The sequence below is a fragment of the Zhenhengia yiwuensis genome, from assembly GCF_014384995.1.
GTDB lineage: Bacteria > Bacillota > Clostridia > Lachnospirales > Cellulosilyticaceae > Zhenhengia > Zhenhengia yiwuensis.
Genome location: NZ_JACRSY010000021.1, coordinates 50,236 through 67,569 on the forward strand (window position 1 = coordinate 50,236; position 17,334 = coordinate 67,569).

Consider the following 17,334-nt stretch of genomic DNA (forward strand, 5'->3'; position numbering starts at 1 on the left):
TAGATATACATAATCTATCTCCCTTATGTTTATTGTTCCCTTTTCGCTTTTGCTTTAGCTTCTTCTTCTGATTGAATCTCTGGTTTAATCCATTTTAAATGATAAATACCATTTTCGATAAATTCATCTTCATAGTATTCTTCAAGTTCAATCTGTCTATTTCTTAGTTCTGCATTAGTCATATCTGGATTTTCATCACCAAGTTCGTTAAGGGCTTGTCTTCTTGCCATACGTACTACAAGCTCTTCCCAGAACACTTTATCTTCGTAGGCATCAATATAGTCATTGATTTCGCTGTTTTCATAAGCTCTTGTTGGCATATACTCTTTAAATTCTTCATCAAATTCAATATAATCTTCAAGCCCAAACTCTTTTGCCATAGCAAAGATTTTTTGTTCCAGTTCTGCATGAGGTGCGATACGCTCATCCACTTCACGCATACCATTTATAAGTAGATTTCCTGCATAAACTAAATCAAGTAAAACTTTAAATTCTTCCTTCGTGCATTTAATTTCCATTTTTCCACATCCTTCAAGGTTATTCAAATAGTGTTAAATTTGTTCTATCACCGTACTTGGTTCTAAAGCATTTAAATTCTGCCCGCTTCTTCTGTCATTGGTAATCTTAAAGTCAAATTGTTTTCCTAAACGATTAAGTAGTGTAATAGTACCTTCCATATTACCATTTATATGCACTACTTATATTTTAGTCTCGCTATGCATTAGCATTCAATACATTTTCAAAAATTTTATCTATTTTTACTATAATTTATTCAGAATCTTAACTTTTAGAGAGATTATTAAAAAGGGGCTGTTGCAACAGCCCCTTAAGGTTTTATTCTTCGATTAAAGATAGAGCAACTTCCATCATTTGAGTAAACTTAGTTTGACGTTCCTCTGCTGTTGTTGCTTCTCCTGTAAATGGACAGTCTGAAATAGTACAAATTGTAAGTGCTTTTTTACCTGCACGTGCAGCATTCATATAAAGTGCAGCTGCTTCCATTTCTACTGCTAGTACACCCATTTTTTGCCATGACTTAAGTCTTAAACTATCATCATAGAATGTATCACTTGAGTATAAGTTACCAACTTTATAAGTGTAACCTAAACGTTCAGCTTCTAATACTGCTTTTTGCACAAGGTCAAATGATGCAATTGGTGCATAGCGACCTGGTAATAAGTATTGATCCTCATAGTTTGAATTTGTACAAGCACCCATACCGATTACAATATCTCCAATATGAAGCGTTTCATCGATAGCACCTGCTGAACCGATACGAATAATATTTTCTACACCATAGAAGTTATATAATTCATAAGTATAAATTCCGATTGATGGTATACCCATACCGTGTCCTTGTACTGATACACGTTTACCTTTATAAGTCCCTGTATAACCGTACATACCTCTTACAGAGTTGTACTGAACAACATCCTCTAAATACGTATCTGCTAAGAATTTTGCACGTAATGGGTCTCCAGGCATTAATACTGTTTTTGCAATATCGCCTAATTTTGCGCCGTTATGTGGAGTTGGTGTACTCATAAGTATCCTCCTAATATATATATAATTTTATCTACCTCTTAAATGTATCATGTCACGGATTAACTGTTCAAGGTAGACAAAGCCTACTGTAACATTTTACCTTCTAAATAAAAAACGTGCAAGTTATATACCTGCACGTTTAGTTTTATTTTAATCTATAATAGGCTCAATTAATCCATAAGTTCCATTTTTACGTTTATAGACTACATTAACTTCCTCAGTATGAGCATCTCTATAAACAAAGAAATTATGCCCTACAAGTTCCATTTGCATAATAGCTTCTTCTGTATCCATAGGTTTAATCGCAAATTTCTTTTTTCGATTTATTTTTAGCAGCTCTTCTGGCTCTGTATCCATAGATGCAAATGCATCGGAAAGTCCTGCAATGCTTCCTCCGCTTCGATGTCTACGTCTTAATTTATTTTTAAAACGTACAATTTGTCTTTCAATAATAGCCACGGCATCATCAATAATGGCATACATATCTTTGCCCTCTACTTCACCTCTTAAAATTTGTCCATTGAAAGGAATTGTAATCTCAATGATGTGTCTTAGCTTTTCTACACTTAACATTACTTGTACTTCTGTTTGATCATTAAAATACTTATCTAGTTTATGAAGTTTATCTTCTACGGCATATTCAAGGCCTTTTGTAACCTCTATATTTTTACCTATAATGTTGTATTTCATATGTATCTCTCCTTTCAATCAACTGCCTGTTAACAGGTAAGTTATACTATATATATTCGATAAGATATGCTAAAATCCTCTTTTTGAATAAAGTTTTTTATAATTTTATGTGTTATTTTATATTAGCCTCTTCATCTCTATATAGAGGCTGAAAAGGCTATATTTGCTATACTGATTTCTTATAGTATTTCTTTTATTCGTTATCAGCTGTACTATCTACATTACTTGTATCAGCCTCTGTGCTATCTACCTCTGTACTTCCTGTTTCAGTTGCATCTACATCAGTTGTAGTTCCAGCACTTGTTTCAGTACCTGTAGGTTCTTCTGATGTTGGTGCACATCCCACAAATGCAGCTGCACTAATTGAGGCCAATGCAATAAATAATAATTTCTTCATAGTATATAACCCTCCAATTTAAAATAAGTTTAGATTCTTATGCAAATTTTTAATGACTATGGCAGAAGTATAGGCATTTCCTATGTAGTTCATGTAAAGAAATGCACTATAAATTGTATATAATATATATATAAATCTTATCTAATTTATTAACATTCTATATACAACATTAAGGTTCATAAAATCTTGCACTCTAATATCAAATTCTTCTTAGTAACTATATCTATCAACTAAGTATTTTATTACTTTCTATTACTTAACAAAAAATCTATTTTTTCTTAATATTTTTCTCACTCTCTTCATACTTACTTTATTAGCAAGTCAATTCCTTATTTAATTTTTCTCCTAAAAAAACTTAGTACACATTAATGTGTACTAAGTTTTTTTAATCTTCAAATATGAAAAGTTGTTCGATAGGTATTTCTACGACTTTTGAAATATCAATGGCAAGCTTAAGTGACGGATTATATTTCCCTGCTTCTAATCTCATAATCGTCTCTCTTCTTACTCCCACTTTTTCTGCTAACTGTTCCTGAGTCAGTTCTTTCATTAATCTATATTTCTTTAATGTACATATAAACTCTGGCATAATCTTTATTCCTTATTCTCATAGTAGTAGAGTAACCCTAGTGGCAGAGAAATCTGTAGGGCCCATAAAAGAGCTAGTGCTGCAACTAAAAAGGTATATGCTATTTCTATTCCCCTTTGTGATACCCAGTTGACCGTAATAATAAGTATAAATGCCATCGATACGTGTGTTATTTGGCTCGCCGTCGCTACTGCTCTTTGCTCATTATATTGAAAGCGCTCATCTCTTAACGTATTAGACATCTTACCTTCAAAATAGAATCCAAAAAATCCAAAGAAACCTAAAAATAAAAGTGCATTAGGATTACTTAATTCTATATAGAGTATGGGTGATATAAATCCTAGTAACCCTAATAACCCTAACCAAGGGCTAATTTTTCGTGTCCTAGTCGTATCTCTTTTCATAAAGCACCTCCTTATAAGTGATATATTTGTATCTTTATGTGATGAATATATCACTTATATTTAAAGACGTCAATGCTTCTTAATAGAAAATTTCCTCTCTATTCTAGATGTGGCGTTTCAGCATAGGCTTTAATCGTCCCTCGCCCTTCTTCTAGTTCTACAATACTTAAACTTGTCTGAGATACAAAAGGTTCGTTCCATAACTCGGCCACTTCTCTCTCATCCCATAAGCTCATAATATGCTTAAGCGTAATGGTATGGGTTACTAATAAGATATTCCCTTCTTGATGCTGCTCTATGAGTTCTTGTATAAAGCTATAGGCTCTATCTCTTGTATTAAAGAAACTTTCCCCTCCCTGTGGTTTATAAAGATGTGGTTCATGCCAAAAGTGATAGGACTCTATAGGGTCTAGCCTTTCTACTTCTTCAAAAGTAGAGCCCTCCCATATACCTATATTCATTTCTCTAAGCCTTACTTCTTTTATAATGGGTACATCTCTTTCTTCCATAATGGTACATGCTGTTTCATAAGCACGGTTACTATCACTTACAAATACCTTCTCAAAAGGAATATTCTTTAAATAGTTTCCAAGAGCCTGTGCCTGCTTACGCCCTTTCTCTGTAAGCGGTGAGTCTTTATGCCCCTGCATCCTCTTTTGTATATTCCATTCGGTTTCTCCATGTCTTGTTATGTATAATGTAAGCATCTTAATCCTCCCTTATTTTAATAAAAATATTGTAGTACTTATACCCCCTTAAGGCAATTCCTGTATATACTATTAATAGCCTAGATAGTATAATAAAACTAGATCACTTTTCTAAACAAACCATTGGGAATACTAGGTTTTACAGTTTTGTACTATGCCATTTTATACATTTTCAAATAGTATAAAGAAAGCGTGGTATAATGAATGAAAAGAAAGCAAGTTGCAATTAAAATTAGCGATTATAGTCTTAAAAATTGCATTCAAGAATTTATAGACGACTGCTCTATTAGAAATCTATCCAGTGACACTTTATCCAATTACATGCATACATTATCATACTTTATTGATTATACAGGTAATAAATCTATGGAAGATGTGTCTCAACGTGATATTAATGATTTCACTAGGTACATGAGAAAAAAAGGTAATACTGATTCTACTATTGCAACAAGACTATCTATATTGAAGATATTTTTTAATAGTAGGGGGATAACATTTGATTATCCTCCAATCAAAAATAAAGCTCCACAAAAAGTACCATATACAAAAGATGAATTGCAACTTTTATTAGCACCTCCTAAGAGACAAACTTTCACAGAATATAGAAACTGGTGCATAGCTAACTTATTGTATAGTACAGGTTGTAGAAGTAGTTCATGTGCAAATCTTAAAATTAAAGATATTGATTTTATAAACAACACAATATATTTTTCAAAATCCAAAGGTAATAAACCGTACTATGTACCATTAGGATCAGAATTAAAGAGGGTATTAAAAAAGTATCTATCAATATATCAGCATGAAGATGATGATTACTTATTTATTACTATATATGGAGATCAATTAAAACGTGAAAGCATGAAGCTTGCTATGATTAATTATAATAAAAGTCGTGGTGTAGCACGAACTTCTATGCACCTTTATCGTCATACCTTTGCCGTTGACTATTTGAGGTCTGGAGGAAATATAATGTATCTTAAAACCATCATGAACCATCATGATATCCGCATTACACAGAAATATCTTAATATAGACATAGAAGACGTCAAATCCAATTTTGATGATTACTGCCCTTTAAACAATATGAAACGAAAAGCTATTAAACTCAATATTTAGGCATAGAAAAAGAGGATATGTAAAGTTTACATATCCTTTGTATAACAATAATATTATTAGGTTATATTATATCTATAGACGGATGCTTTAAGCTTTAACAGATACACGTTTGGGTGAACGTTTAGACTGTTTAGCTTTTCTTACTTTAACAATTTTATATCCAGATATTTTAGACATAAATAGAATACCTTCAAACGTTAGGAATATAACATTAAAGTAAGGTAACAGGGTGAATACGAGGAACATTTTATAATGAAAACCTCTGTATTCCCTTTTTGCTTTTAAGACAAAATAGTTGACTAGATACATTGCAATACATAAGCTACAATTAGGCATATAACCTACACCCACATAACATACACGCAATAGCCATGGTTTAATGCTCGTCACATTCTATAGTTTTTGGTATTCGGTTAGCCTCTTCTTGATACATCCTTGAATGGTAGTTATTGTCTGAATATGAGATTTTCCGTTTTGAATTTGAGATACAACGTCAACATATCTAGCTGTAGTTTTCTGTATATTATCATTGTAAATATCCACTAAGGCCGTTCCAGTTACACCTAATACAGTCTGAAAAGAAAATTCCATAGGCTCTACTTTATAACCATCTTTAGCAAGTTTTTTAATAATATTTTCAAACTTCATCATGATTACCTCCTGCCATAATTGCTTCTACGATTTTATTTAAAGCCTCTTTAAGTGTATCTACTTTTCTTTCAAGTTCCTTTAATTCTCTATCCTTTGCATATACATTATCTTTTTCCTGTAAATAGAATAACGCTGCCTCTTGTAAAAATTGACTTACATTCGGACAAGTATCTAAATATTTATCTAGTTCAGCATTTGTGATACAAACATTCCTTCTTGTAGATGGCATATAATCAAATCCTTTCAGAGAGGACACTTTTAGTGTGTAGTGATATGAAAATAGTAGATACTCATGAGTTGAGTACTTGGTGGGTAAACACTTTTTATTGTGTTTGTGTTTATACTCCATCATATGCACGAATAATCATTTAAATGCTTGATTATATTTAAAAATTTTTATATTTATGATAATTTTATAATAGGGGGTGTAAAATGATTAGTTATAAACCATTCAGGCACTATATGGTAGAACATGATATTGATAGAGATTATTTATTAAATGAAGTTGGTATTAGCTCGACTACCTTTACTAAGTTAAATCAAGACAAACCTGTCCGTATGGATATACTTGAAAAAATATGTTTACATTTTAAAATCCCAATTGAACAAGTCATAGAAATAAAAGAAAACCACTAGGTAAATTCCCCTAGTGGTCTTATTATTTTACATATTTCAAATTGCTACCATATATCTTAATAATCTTTGCTACAGTTCCTTTGCTCAATCCAAATTCTTCTCCTACTTTACGATAGCTATTTAGTTCTTTATATCTTTTGGCTACATTGTATTGAAAGGTTGAATCTTTTATTTTCGATGGTCTTCCTTTTTTATTTCTGCTGTTTTCATCAAGATATATCTTAGCCTCACCACGAACAATTTCTGCTAATTCATGCTTTAATACTTGTCTGCATCTGCCGCATTCATGTTTTTCTGGTATCCTATCACAACTTTGACATGCTATCATACTTTACTCAACTCCTAAACCGTACATTTATAATGTATTTAGACGATAGTATAATATTTTAAGTTCCATTTATAGAAACAAAAAAATACCACTAGGAACGGGGGACGTTTCCTAATGGTTTAAAAAAGAGATATAATGATTTAAATCAAAAAATTTAGGATGAAGGGTAGTAGGATTATACCCTATATTAATGTAGGCTATACATCTGCGCCAAAAAAAAGGGTACCTACTAAGAAATTAATCTTAATAAGTACCCTATATTTTAATATCCTATATTCATTACACCTTTTAATTTGTCTAAAGTATAATTTGCAATTCTATCTGTTTCTTTTCTTAACAATTTAACCATGTCTTTATCTGGGTTGCCATTAATAACAAGATTTACTAATCCACCATCTATTTTTAATTCTGGTTGTGCAGACTTCGTATTAATAAGACCGGTCATATTTGCAGTAATGTTTCTCATCTGATTGTTTGTAAATACCCATTCATCTTTGGTAGCCTTTAATATAAGTTCATTTGGTTTTAGATCGTCCCCTAGTCTACCTAATTCAAGACCAGAATGACGTTGTTTAAGTATAGCACCAGTGTTAGGGTCTAAGTCATATTTTTTACGTTGCTCTTTAACCCATTTCTTCAATCCTTCATTGCTGGTTTTAATTGCTATTTCCATCTGTTCATGAAGGTATTTTTGCATATTTAACTGTTCTTTACCTTTTTCAGAAAGACCTCCACTAGAAGGTTTGTTATTACTATCGTTGGAAGATGTTCCTGTGCTTATATTTTGGTTATTTCCTGTTTCGATTTCTATATTAGTCCAGTGAGCATTCTTTAACTCGTCTTGAAGTCTAACTTGTTCAGCCATTTCGTCTGTTACATCTTTAAGAATATCAAGTAAATCCATTTGACCATTATTAAACTCGTTAGCTGCATCTGTAGCAAGCCCCCAAGCTTTAACAATATCTTCTTGCATTGCATCTCCATATGTAGCGTTGTATTCAAGTAGTTTTTCATACATCTCTTTGTTATTACGCTTAATCATATCTAAAGCATCTTGCCTTAGCTGACCTTCTTTGTCCAGATACTCATCAAGTTTATCTATCTCTTCTTGCTTTTCTTTTTCAAAAGCCTCTAATTCTTGATCTAATAAGTCTTCTTTATTTTGAAGAGATTTATCGTTCTGAAGTTCTTCTTTCTTTTCGAGTAATTCACGTAATTCTTCTTCTAATTCAAGACGTTTTTCATTCATATCACCACTATTATCTAGCGACAATTCAGCAATTTTATTGTTAAGAATCTCTTCTTGTTTCTCGATTTCAGATAACTCTTTCTTATAATCCTTATCTTCTTTCTCTTTGCGTAAAGATTCTTTTTTCTTATTGATGACAGCCTGATAACCATCAATCTCTTCCTGGAATGCTTTCTTTTTAATTTCTATTTCCTTTTTAATCATCTGTATAGTTAAATCAGATATAGTTTTAATAGCTGCCTTCTGGTCGTTTAACACCTTTAATCGTTCCTCATAGCCTTTTAATCCTATTTCACGCTGTCTCTCAGCCATAGATTTACGCATATTTACAAGTTCTTCTTCTGCATCACACCAGAGTTCTTTATACTTACGAACATCTTCAGCTTCATCATTCAAACCTTGTGCTTTAAGCTGACGTATTTTATCTTCATATCTAAGCTTAAGACCTAATAGAAGTTGATATTTTTCTTCTTCCTTAGCTTGATATTCTTTACCGCTATCATCCATCAGCATCTGTTCAAGTTGGATTCGTTTAACTTTATCATCATAAGCACGTTTTTCTAGGTCTGCTATCTTATTGATATTATCTATTTGTTGTTGCTTGCGTTGGTTTTCTTTTTTCCACCATGCATTCGATAATTCTTCACGTTGTGACATTGTATTAATATATACATTACCTACGTCTATAATCATTGATTTTAAACCTTGTAAACGTTGTTTTTCCTTATTGTTTGCGCTAGCTAATTGTTTATCAATACCATTAATAACCATATCTAATTGTAATTCTGTGAGATTAGATAAATCAACATCCTCAAACAACTTAGTTTCTGCTAGCTTATCACGCATTTCAACTATATACTTATCTAACTCTTTAGCCATTTCATCTTGTTTGTTACGTTCTTGTTCAAATAAATGTGATAGGTGATTAGATTCTTCTAACTCTATATTAGAGTTTCCGAGAAGTGCTGCATTCTCAATTTTAAGATTGGTTAATTCAATAGCTTTCTCTACATCTTCTCCACCTTTTAGCACATCATCAACTAATGATTGATAAATTGATTGTATGTATTGTGATTGACTCGAAGATGATTTAGATGATGATTTATTGCCTTTATCTAAATTAATTGTATCTAGTTTAATAGGAGTAATTGTCATTCCATTAGCTAGTTCCTGGAACTTTCTTTGATACTTTTCGGCCTCAGAATACACCCTATTCATCTCTAATAAATCAGCTTCAGTTGCATAAGGATTTTCTTTTAGAAATTGTGTCTTATCGAATTTAACTCCATCCATAGTTACACTGAAGTAGTCACTCCAAGCCCCTGCTAACTTTCCGATTAAGTCCTTTGTAGTCTCCATCTTACTAGATTCTAGGTCAGTATAATTCTTTAAATCAACTTGATATGCTTCTCCAAGATTATCAAAATAGCCTTCTATTCCTTCGGTTAATGTATTATATAATTGTTCATCTCCTAGAATTTTTGCGTTATAGAAGTCCTCACTTTGCATTAATTCAGCATTGTAATAATCACCGCTTGCACTTAGCATATTTACATAACTTGTTTGAATACCTTGTTCTTGTTCTGCAATTAATCCAGTTAGGGTTTTTCTAAGTTCTGTTTCATCATCCAGTGCTGATAATAATTGAGGATATTCATTTGCTATGGTTGATACTGTATCAGCCGATAAAGCATGTTTAGAGTCTAATTCTTCTAGAATAGCCGTATATCCTGATAACTTAGATTTATAACCTTCAAATTCTGCTATATAATTCTTTTGTGTCTGTATGCCGTCTTTTGTACTTCTATTAACCTCATCAATAGAAGCGGCTAGATTTTCTTGATCCTTTTGTACATCTATGAAATCAGTACTATTTAAAGTCTTTTGAAACTCTTTTAACTCATCTATGTATGCTTTTTCCTTATCAGTAGCTAACTCATAACCTTCTTCTAGGTCTGCTAAATATCCATTAAATTCTTCTATGTACTCAGATGACTTTTGAGTCTCTTGCCCTAGCTTAACAATTAATGAATCCTTTTCAATGTCAGATGTTGCATTATCTATTGCCTTTTCTAATTGCTTAATAGTGTTTTGAACATACTCTATGTCTGACTGTCTTCCCATTGCATCGCCTAGAGTTCCCCAACCGATTTTACCTTTTCCATATAACTCATTTTTGATAAGCTTTTCATTCTCTTGTGCTAGTAACTTCTCATTCAACTCAATTTCTTTCTCTAACCCTTTAAGAATAACTTCTTGTTGACTCGTTCTCTGGCTAGAATCAATACTGCTGAGTGCTTTATATGAACCTTTCAATTCGTTGAGTTTATTTTGCTGGACTTCTACCTTTTTTGTTTGTTCTTCTGTAGAAGTATTTAATATATCAAATACACCAACTATACCCGCTATAGCTGCACCTGCTACGCCTATACCCCCTAGACTTAATCCTACTCCTGATAGTAAAGGTTTTATAATAGCTAATACACCTTTTAATTTTGTAGCTACCTTCATAACTCCACCTACTCCTATTGTAAGTGCTGATATACTAGCTAATAGTTTTATCGTCCCTTCATCCGTCTTGGATATAGTATCAGCTATTGTTTCTAAACCATTTGCCACATCATCTACATAAGGGCTTACAGCCCCACCAACTTCCAACATACTATTCTTTAAGTTTTGGACACTTTTTTCCATCTTTGCAAATTGAGTTGCATCCACTTTTTCAAAGGCTTCTTGTGTACTTCCTGCACTATTCGTGATTAATTGTAAAGTATCATCAAATCTTTTCCCCTCTTCAGATAGGATTTGTAATGCCGCCTGATCTGCCTCAATACTCCCCAACATTTCCATTAATGATGAATTATTTGCCTTAGCTGATTTATCTAAGTGAACGAGTACATCATCAAGTTCTATTCCCTCTTTCATAGCATCTTGGAAACTCATACCTAATTCTGACTTGATAAGCTTACCTACTACCGTTGTAGAGTTACCTAGTTCATTCAGTAAGGCTCTCATTTGAGTAACTGCTTCTGAAGTTGAAGTACCTGATTGTGTAATCAATGCTAATCCCGATAAGGCCTGTTCTAATGATACTCCTGTATTTGCTGCAATTACTGATAATCCACTAAATTGAGTTGATAATTGTTCTATAGTAGTCTTCCCTACTACCGTTGTCTGGAATAATTGATCTGAAATAGCTTGTAAATCACTGGCTCCCATACCATATGAGTTCATAATATTAGTCAATACATCCAGTGTAGATGTTAAGTCAGCAAATCCACCTTTACTTAATTTTAAAGAATGATCTAGAACTTGAGATACATCCTCAAATCTCACACTAGAAGATAAGGCTTGATATACTGACTCTCTAATATCTGCCCCAGCTACACCGAATTTGTTTGAAGTCTCTATGATTGAATCACCTAGTGCCTCTATTTCTTGTTGGCTAACATCTACAATAGAACTAATTTTAGCCATACCGTACTCATGTTGCATATTTTCACTAGCTCCTAAGCTTCCCATAGCTACTGTAGCTGTTCCTAGTCCTACGCCTAATCCCATCATTTTATCACCAATATTTGATAGGTCTTTCTTTCCTAACTTATCTAGCTTTTTATCCAACTTATCAGCCGATTTAGTAGAATCGTCCATAACCTTATCCAAACCCTTGATTGACAATTCCGTTTTTGCAAATTCTCTAGAACTATCCTGCAATTCTCCATTTAGCTTTACAAGTTGTAGAGAATATTTTTGTACGTTGTTGGCTGCTTCATCGTATTCCTTGTTAGCCTTTTTCAGTTCTTTATATTTACTATTTAATTCCTTTAAACTTGCTTTAGTTTGCTTATGTTCTTCGCCTAAATTTTTAACATTCTCTTGATAGGCTTTATTTAATCGACTTACATCCTTTTCAATAGCACGCATAGACTTTTGTTTAGTCTGTAATTCATTGTTTTCAGCTCTTAAAATTTTCTCAGTTTCTTTAATTTGATTATTTACTAGTTGTGTTTTATTAGCTAATAACTCTTGTTTCTTAGCTAGTGCATCCGTATCTTTTTCATTAGCTTTTAACTGTGCCTGTGTATTTTTAAGTTCAGCTTTACTCAGTTTCAGCTGTCTATTAAAATCTTTTGTTGCTTTTGAATATCCGTCTCTTACCTGTAAAATTACATCTAAATTCTTTGCCATCTCATTATCCCCCTATAATCCTAACTCTTTTTCTAATTCTCTCAATAACATATTCTCAATTTCATCTTCATTCATATCTATAGCCCTATCAAACCAGCCTTGATGTTGACCTTCCTTGTAATTAAGAATCCAACCATAACGCTCTCCATCTTTTTCATTAGTTGCATCATTACTAATCACCGATACACCTTTATTTTTACTTCCACGCTTTACTACAAAACTTTCCTTTAGATTTCCTGAGTCTTCTGGTGTTTCTTCTTGAATTATAGGTAATGATTGCTCTGCAACCGTTGAAGTTACCTTGTATTTGGTGTCATCTGATAGGCTCAATTTCCCTACAATGTCCTCTATTTCTTTTAAACTTTTTGTATCAAACTCAAATTTTCCCACGTTTTATTCACCCTTTCTTTTATTAATTAGCAAAAAAATAAGTGCAATCTAATAAAGATACCAATCATTTTTAATTGATATCCTCTATACATTGCACTTATCTATAATCTTATTTCATATCTCAATATCAACCATGTTTGACCTTTGTCTGTAGTTTCTACATGATATCCTACTTGTCTGAAAAATTGACTACTCATAACTTCAGTAATCGCTTTATATAGTCTAGGTAAATCAGCATCTTTTTTCATATAAGCATTGACCTGAACTGTATGTTTTTCATACGATACTTTCCACCCCTTACTTCCTGGTGTTTGAAGTAGTGGCTTACTGGATAAAAAAGGATTATAGCTAATATAAGGTAATTGAACACTCTCATCTCTATTGTTCATAAATACCCTATCACCACATATCTTTTTTATGTCTTCATCAATCTTTAACTTATAGAGTTTTTCAAGTAACTTTTCCATTTATACCACCTCTTCCACATAAAAAGTAATGGTTAAGGAAGAACTATCATCAACATCTATAATATTGAACGGTCTACCTTTTATCTTAATGAATACCTCATTATCTAGAATTAAGTCTCTTCTTTTTCTAAGAGTAACTTTCTTCCGTTGCCTATACGCTATACGGTTGTTTTCAGACCTCTCACTAGACTTGATATGCTCTACACATGCCCTATCTGAACAAATAGTTTTTTCTATCTCATCGGTTAATCCTAGATTGTCTTCTATAATTTCAATTCTATATAATTCAACTAGAGTATTATATTTTCCACTATTCATCATTCCCACCACCTAGCCCACTAAGTTTTGACAATGCATATCCAAAATAGTTTTACAGAAATTTGTCATTGTAAATTTAACCTCAGACTCACTATCCCTGTTGTTATACGCACTACTACAAAGCATCAAAATAACAAGCATTAAATCGCGTTTAGGATTTCCGTTCTCATCTAACTTGTATGGATCAACTCCAGTATAAGCTCTTACTTTATCCTCACATGCTTGGAGAATCAATGTTAATAGTGCGTCATCTATAGTGTAATCATTACTGATATTCAAATAAGCTTTAACGTCTGCAATTGTTAGCATAGTTATCACCTACTTCTTCTTTGGAGTCTTATTAGTTGTTCGTGTAGTTGTCGGTGCTACTGGTGCAGTTTCTACCTTTAACACAATAGCACTATCTGGTTTATCCACTACCCCACATACATCAAAGATTGATAAGAATATTTCAGTATTATTTGTATTTGAAATATCTGTAAGTTCAATCAATCTTTGCTCATCGTCAAATAATGTACATCTCATTGTCACATCAAGAGGATTAACTAAAGCTGCTACAATTCCTTTTTCATTACTAAAGTTATCTGTTACGAACACAGGTAATCCCATATAATGAAGCTTCTTATTTTCCAAATTTCCAAAGAAATCTATTCCTGTATCACTTGTTTTACTATCTAAAATAATATCTCTAATTTCTTTAGAAACCATCCAAATAGCTCCTGAAAGATTTGCTGGATCAAATTCTTTGTACATTTCTGTTAATGTTATAAGTGGCATATTAACTCCACCATCTGTTGTTTTAATAGTCCCTGTACTTGTTATAGTAGGTATAGTAGAATCACTTGGGTATCCATAAAATAGGATATTTTCAATAGCTTCTTTTGTACTAATCGCAAAAGCTCTAGTGATTGCATCTCTAAATTTATCATTCTTTTTGAGTAACGATTTAGACACTGCACATTTACTTCCAACTGTCACGGTCTTTAGTCGTTTGGTATCTGCTGCAATATCAGCTTCTAATGCCTCATTCCCATCTTCAATAATACCGAATACTGGATTACCCACACTCACTACATTTGCTTCATCATCCACCCATTTAGCAAAATATAAAAGTGGTGAAATTTCTTTATATTTATTTCTAATATCTACACTACAATCACTAATTGATTGTCTTAATTGCTCCTCTGTCATATTTAATCATTCCTTTCTATCTCTAAAAAATAAGGGATAGACGAGTATACACCCATCTATCCAATTATGTAATTCTTACTTTTACGCTGTTTTCTTTTCTAACATCGCAAGTTTCTGAATTTCTACAGGTGCACCACCTAATTCCGCCACTGCATGATATCCTGTCATATTAAAAGTAGCATATTTCTCTTTAAGTACTTGAATAGCTAAATTTGTTACCTCTTTACAATAGTAGCCACTCATATCAGCAAAGAAGATATGATTTTCTTTAATCTCATCTGATTCATTGATTCTATATCCTAGTAAGTTATATTTGAATGTTTGCTGTAAATCTCTTTGTAAAACTTTTTCACCAGTTTCATATTTAAGCATTCTTAATTTTTCTACCATCTTAGGGTTCATATAGAATTCACATGCTCCCCTTAATGCAGATGGCACTAAGCATTCTAATTTAACAAGGTCATCTGCGGTAATTTCAGTCGATGATTGCACCTCTACTTTTCTTGCTTCTGGAAGGGTTACTAAACCTTTAATCTTTGCTGCTTCTGCTGTGCCGTTAAAAAATTCTTTATCTACGAATTTTGCATATGCTTTAGCAATTTTATCCACTACATATTCTCTTAAATTAAATTGAGATTTTCCTAATAAAGAACGAGAAATTTTGACAAGACCTCTAATTTGGAAATCGTCAATTGCTTGTTGTTTGAAAGATGGTTTGCTTTCTTTTGTTTCTGCTTCATCCTCAACATAACCTACTGTAATTTCACTTGTTTCTGTATCCTCTAATACAAATGTAAGTTTGCCAGCGATAGGAAATTTCTTAGCTTTAGCATAAGCATGTGATAAAACTTCAACTTGTTTAATAATATCTTTAGCAATTGTTGTAGGAATAAGTGCATCTCCACCTGTAACAGCTCTTAATTCTTCCATTGCTTTACTTTCACCTTGTATAGCTCTAAGGAATAAATCCTCTTGTTCCATTGCTCTAGTTTGTTCTTTATCCTCAACGTTTTTAATAACTTTTTCTTTATCAACCTCTACACTTCTTACCATTTCATCAGCTCCCTTAATTGCTTCAATTTTTGTATTGATTTCTTCAATCTCTCGTTTTAAATTTTCAATCTCTTCTACTTTGAAATTTTCTGCTTCTATTGTAAACATTTCTTCCATTGCTTCAATTTTTGCATTTCTAGTTTCTTGTAATTCTTTTAATAGTTTCATATATATCATTTCCTTTCATTCCACAACTCTGTGGCATCTCAACTCTATCTAAAGAGGAGAACTTATCATAATTTTTATAGTTAATCTCACTCACTATGAATTTCTCTGTAACATAAAAAAGACACATAACTTTTCTTAGTTACATGTCTGCTTTAAGTTTTTGAATTGTAATAAATGCTTTATACTTATCAAGTTCTAACTGTGAAACTTCCTCACGTTTCTCTTCTTGTTCAGTATCTTTGATATCAACTTGAATATCTGACTTACTATCACGTACTTCATATTCAATGTTTTCAACATCCCTACATTCAACTTTTGTATTGTATGCCGGTTGTTTTGGAGCAATTAAAATACTAATTTCAGATACACGAATCTTATCTTGAATAATACGAGGAATACCATCTCTACATGTTTCCGTATCACTCTTTAGACTTCTAAATCCAAAGGAAGTACCTGTTAATTTATTTGATTTAGCTGCACGAATTAACTCGTCACAATCTGTCTCAACGTCATATCGTAAACCAACTGTATCAACTGTTAATCTAAGATTTTCTTTTGTAGAGTCTACAACCTTATTCCAGTCATGATTAATCAATAATTTAATATCATCATTTTCTCTAATAGCCTCTTCCCATGCCTCATTAGTTACTTGTTCTCTAAATTGTGAACCATCACTATCTGTAAGAATTTTAGAGTCCTGATTTGCAATATTAGCCCATCCAGTTAAACGAATTTTTCCGTTTTCTAATTCTCTAATTTGTAGTTTCACTTTTTTCACCTCCACCTTTTTCAAACGATGCTATCTCACCTTTATTAAAAATTTGATATGTTTTTGATTTTGGATCATATAAAACATCTGCTAAAGAGTATGAATATAAATCTAATCCTTCAATAACATCCATATTTTCTTTTCGTCTCACATCATTTCTACTTAAAAATCCTGATTTGATACCTACTGCATAAGCATCATACCGTTCCTTTGTAGAAGTTCTTAATAGTCCATTAGTATCTATTTTAAACTCCATATTAGGCTTTTCGGCTATCAACAACATGGAATCTGAAAAAGCTTTCTCAAGTATGGAGATCATAGGTAATACTACACTTTTAATGTAAGCGATTAATTAGAAGGTGTCCAAAAATAAAAATCGTACAATTAGAGTTGGAGCATTTCACTCTAGTTGTACGATTTATTATTTGCAGTTATTTTGAATCTCTGGTGCCCAAGGCATTAGTTCCTCTAGTTCTTC

Annotated in this window: 22 protein-coding genes; 2 read left to right on the top strand and 20 right to left on the bottom strand. The window is 32.3% G+C overall.

Annotated features, from left to right (window positions below):
* Positions 1–29: 29 nt before the first annotated feature.
* The 8 genes from H8718_RS13110 to H8718_RS13140 all read right to left on the bottom strand — a co-directional run bounded on the left by H8718_RS13110 (position 30) and on the right by H8718_RS13140 (position 4,332).
* Positions 30–518, bottom strand: coding sequence for a hypothetical protein (locus H8718_RS13110; RefSeq protein ID WP_249333239.1), 489 nt, complete (start codon positions 516–518; stop codon positions 30–32).
* A 33-nt stretch (positions 519–551) separates the two neighbouring features.
* Positions 552–677 (bottom strand): hypothetical protein, encoded by a 126-nt coding sequence (locus H8718_RS20625; RefSeq protein ID WP_283246226.1) that lies wholly within the window; start codon positions 675–677, stop codon positions 552–554.
* 157 nt (positions 678–834) lie between these two features.
* The gene (deoD, locus tag H8718_RS13115; RefSeq protein WP_177670829.1) at positions 835–1,545 is read right to left on the bottom strand and encodes a purine-nucleoside phosphorylase; all 711 of its coding nucleotides are present in this window, start codon (positions 1,543–1,545) and stop codon (positions 835–837) included.
* 150 nt (positions 1,546–1,695) lie between these two features.
* Positions 1,696–2,235: a ribosome hibernation-promoting factor, HPF/YfiA family gene (gene hpf, locus H8718_RS13120; protein WP_177670827.1), complete on the bottom strand. Its 540-nt coding sequence runs from the start codon at positions 2,233–2,235 to the stop codon at positions 1,696–1,698.
* Between the two features lie 193 nt (positions 2,236–2,428).
* Positions 2,429–2,632, bottom strand: coding sequence for a hypothetical protein (locus H8718_RS13125; protein ID WP_249333240.1), 204 nt, complete (start codon positions 2,630–2,632; stop codon positions 2,429–2,431).
* 385 nt (positions 2,633–3,017) lie between these two features.
* Positions 3,018–3,221 (bottom strand): helix-turn-helix transcriptional regulator, encoded by a 204-nt coding sequence (locus H8718_RS13130; RefSeq protein ID WP_249333241.1) that lies wholly within the window; start codon positions 3,219–3,221, stop codon positions 3,018–3,020.
* Between the two features lie 5 nt (positions 3,222–3,226).
* A complete protein-coding gene (locus H8718_RS13135; protein WP_249333242.1) occupies positions 3,227–3,625 on the bottom strand; it encodes a DUF3796 domain-containing protein in 399 nt (132 codons plus the stop codon).
* 98 nt (positions 3,626–3,723) lie between these two features.
* Positions 3,724–4,332 (bottom strand): histidine phosphatase family protein, encoded by a 609-nt coding sequence (locus H8718_RS13140; protein WP_249333243.1) that lies wholly within the window; start codon positions 4,330–4,332, stop codon positions 3,724–3,726.
* Positions 4,333–4,536: 204 nt separating this feature from the next.
* Between H8718_RS13140 and H8718_RS13145 the strand changes: the two genes are divergently transcribed.
* Positions 4,537–5,448 carry a tyrosine-type recombinase/integrase gene (locus tag H8718_RS13145; protein WP_249333244.1) on the top strand — a complete coding sequence of 304 codons (912 nt, stop codon included), beginning with the start codon at positions 4,537–4,539 and terminating at the stop codon, positions 5,446–5,448.
* A 393-nt stretch (positions 5,449–5,841) separates the two neighbouring features.
* Here the strand turns inward: H8718_RS13145 and H8718_RS13150 are convergent, their stop codons facing one another.
* Together H8718_RS13150 and H8718_RS13155 are read right to left on the bottom strand one after the other, a co-directional pair.
* Positions 5,842–6,099, bottom strand: a complete 258-nt coding sequence (locus H8718_RS13150) for a hypothetical protein (protein WP_249333245.1) — start codon at positions 6,097–6,099, stop codon at positions 5,842–5,844.
* On the bottom strand, positions 6,086–6,328 hold the full coding sequence (locus tag H8718_RS13155; protein WP_249333246.1) for a hypothetical protein: 243 nt from the start codon (positions 6,326–6,328) through the stop codon (positions 6,086–6,088). Before H8718_RS13155 ends, H8718_RS13150 begins: the two co-directional genes overlap by 14 nt.
* 203 nt (positions 6,329–6,531) lie before the next feature.
* On the opposite strand from H8718_RS13155, the gene H8718_RS13160 reads away from it, so the two are divergent.
* Positions 6,532–6,735, top strand: a complete 204-nt coding sequence (locus H8718_RS13160; RefSeq protein ID WP_249333247.1) for a helix-turn-helix domain-containing protein — start codon at positions 6,532–6,534, stop codon at positions 6,733–6,735.
* Positions 6,736–6,757: 22 nt separating this feature from the next.
* On the opposite strand, the gene H8718_RS13165 is transcribed toward H8718_RS13160, so the two are convergent.
* From H8718_RS13165 to H8718_RS13210, 10 genes are all read right to left on the bottom strand, one after another.
* Complete coding sequence (locus tag H8718_RS13165; protein ID WP_249333248.1) at positions 6,758–7,063, bottom strand: hypothetical protein; 306 nt, start codon at positions 7,061–7,063, stop codon at positions 6,758–6,760.
* A gap of 262 nt (positions 7,064–7,325) precedes the next feature.
* Positions 7,326–12,500, bottom strand: a complete 5,175-nt coding sequence (locus H8718_RS13170; protein WP_249333249.1) for a phage tail tape measure protein — start codon at positions 12,498–12,500, stop codon at positions 7,326–7,328.
* Positions 12,501–12,512: 12 nt separating this feature from the next.
* The gene (locus H8718_RS13175) at positions 12,513–12,890 is read right to left on the bottom strand and encodes a hypothetical protein (RefSeq protein WP_249333250.1); all 378 of its coding nucleotides are present in this window, start codon (positions 12,888–12,890) and stop codon (positions 12,513–12,515) included.
* A 101-nt stretch (positions 12,891–12,991) separates the two neighbouring features.
* Positions 12,992–13,357: a hypothetical protein gene (locus H8718_RS13180; RefSeq protein WP_249333251.1), complete on the bottom strand. Its 366-nt coding sequence runs from the start codon at positions 13,355–13,357 to the stop codon at positions 12,992–12,994.
* Positions 13,358–13,675 carry a phage head completion protein gene (locus H8718_RS13185; protein WP_249333252.1) on the bottom strand — a complete coding sequence of 106 codons (318 nt, stop codon included), beginning with the start codon at positions 13,673–13,675 and terminating at the stop codon, positions 13,358–13,360.
* Positions 13,676–13,687: 12 nt separating this feature from the next.
* Positions 13,688–13,984: a head-tail connector protein gene (locus tag H8718_RS13190; RefSeq protein ID WP_249333253.1), complete on the bottom strand. Its 297-nt coding sequence runs from the start codon at positions 13,982–13,984 to the stop codon at positions 13,688–13,690.
* 9 nt (positions 13,985–13,993) lie between these two features.
* Entirely contained in the window at positions 13,994–14,866 is an 873-nt protein-coding gene (locus tag H8718_RS13195) for a hypothetical protein (protein WP_249333254.1), read from the bottom strand.
* 81 nt (positions 14,867–14,947) lie between these two features.
* Entirely contained in the window at positions 14,948–16,087 is a 1,140-nt protein-coding gene (locus tag H8718_RS13200) for a phage major capsid protein (protein ID WP_249333255.1), read from the bottom strand.
* Positions 16,088–16,226: 139 nt separating this feature from the next.
* Positions 16,227–16,856, bottom strand: coding sequence for an HK97 family phage prohead protease (locus H8718_RS13205; RefSeq protein WP_249333256.1), 630 nt, complete (start codon positions 16,854–16,856; stop codon positions 16,227–16,229).
* A complete protein-coding gene (locus tag H8718_RS13210) occupies positions 16,840–17,205 on the bottom strand; it encodes a phage portal protein (protein ID WP_330597708.1) in 366 nt (121 codons plus the stop codon). Before H8718_RS13210 ends, H8718_RS13205 begins: the two co-directional genes overlap by 17 nt.
* Between the last annotated feature and the right edge of the window lie 129 nt (positions 17,206–17,334).

Excerpts from the sequence above, each read along its gene's own strand:
- H8718_RS13110 (WP_249333239.1), bottom strand. The coding sequence starts at position 518 with ATGGAAATTAAATGCACGAAGGAAGAATTTAAAGTTTTACTTGATTTA.
- H8718_RS20625 (WP_283246226.1), bottom strand. The coding sequence starts at position 677 with ATGGAAGGTACTATTACACTACTTAATCGTTTAGGAAAACAATTTGAC.
- deoD (WP_177670829.1), bottom strand. The coding sequence starts at position 1,545 with ATGAGTACACCAACTCCACATAACGGCGCAAAATTAGGCGATATTGCA.
- hpf (WP_177670827.1), bottom strand. The coding sequence starts at position 2,235 with ATGAAATACAACATTATAGGTAAAAATATAGAGGTTACAAAAGGCCTT.
- H8718_RS13125 (WP_249333240.1), bottom strand. The coding sequence starts at position 2,632 with ATGAAGAAATTATTATTTATTGCATTGGCCTCAATTAGTGCAGCTGCA.
- H8718_RS13130 (WP_249333241.1), bottom strand. The coding sequence starts at position 3,221 with ATGCCAGAGTTTATATGTACATTAAAGAAATATAGATTAATGAAAGAA.
- H8718_RS13135 (WP_249333242.1), bottom strand. The coding sequence starts at position 3,625 with ATGAAAAGAGATACGACTAGGACACGAAAAATTAGCCCTTGGTTAGGG.
- H8718_RS13140 (WP_249333243.1), bottom strand. The coding sequence starts at position 4,332 with ATGCTTACATTATACATAACAAGACATGGAGAAACCGAATGGAATATA.
- H8718_RS13145 (WP_249333244.1), top strand. The coding sequence starts at position 4,537 with ATGAAAAGAAAGCAAGTTGCAATTAAAATTAGCGATTATAGTCTTAAA.
- H8718_RS13150 (WP_249333245.1), bottom strand. The coding sequence starts at position 6,099 with ATGATGAAGTTTGAAAATATTATTAAAAAACTTGCTAAAGATGGTTAT.
- H8718_RS13155 (WP_249333246.1), bottom strand. The coding sequence starts at position 6,328 with ATGCCATCTACAAGAAGGAATGTTTGTATCACAAATGCTGAACTAGAT.
- H8718_RS13160 (WP_249333247.1), top strand. The coding sequence starts at position 6,532 with ATGATTAGTTATAAACCATTCAGGCACTATATGGTAGAACATGATATT.
- H8718_RS13165 (WP_249333248.1), bottom strand. The coding sequence starts at position 7,063 with ATGATAGCATGTCAAAGTTGTGATAGGATACCAGAAAAACATGAATGC.
- H8718_RS13170 (WP_249333249.1), bottom strand. The coding sequence starts at position 12,500 with ATGGCAAAGAATTTAGATGTAATTTTACAGGTAAGAGACGGATATTCA.
- H8718_RS13180 (WP_249333251.1), bottom strand. The coding sequence starts at position 13,357 with ATGGAAAAGTTACTTGAAAAACTCTATAAGTTAAAGATTGATGAAGAC.
- H8718_RS13185 (WP_249333252.1), bottom strand. The coding sequence starts at position 13,675 with ATGAATAGTGGAAAATATAATACTCTAGTTGAATTATATAGAATTGAA.
- H8718_RS13190 (WP_249333253.1), bottom strand. The coding sequence starts at position 13,984 with ATGCTAACAATTGCAGACGTTAAAGCTTATTTGAATATCAGTAATGAT.
- H8718_RS13195 (WP_249333254.1), bottom strand. The coding sequence starts at position 14,866 with ATGACAGAGGAGCAATTAAGACAATCAATTAGTGATTGTAGTGTAGAT.
- H8718_RS13200 (WP_249333255.1), bottom strand. The coding sequence starts at position 16,087 with ATGAAACTATTAAAAGAATTACAAGAAACTAGAAATGCAAAAATTGAA.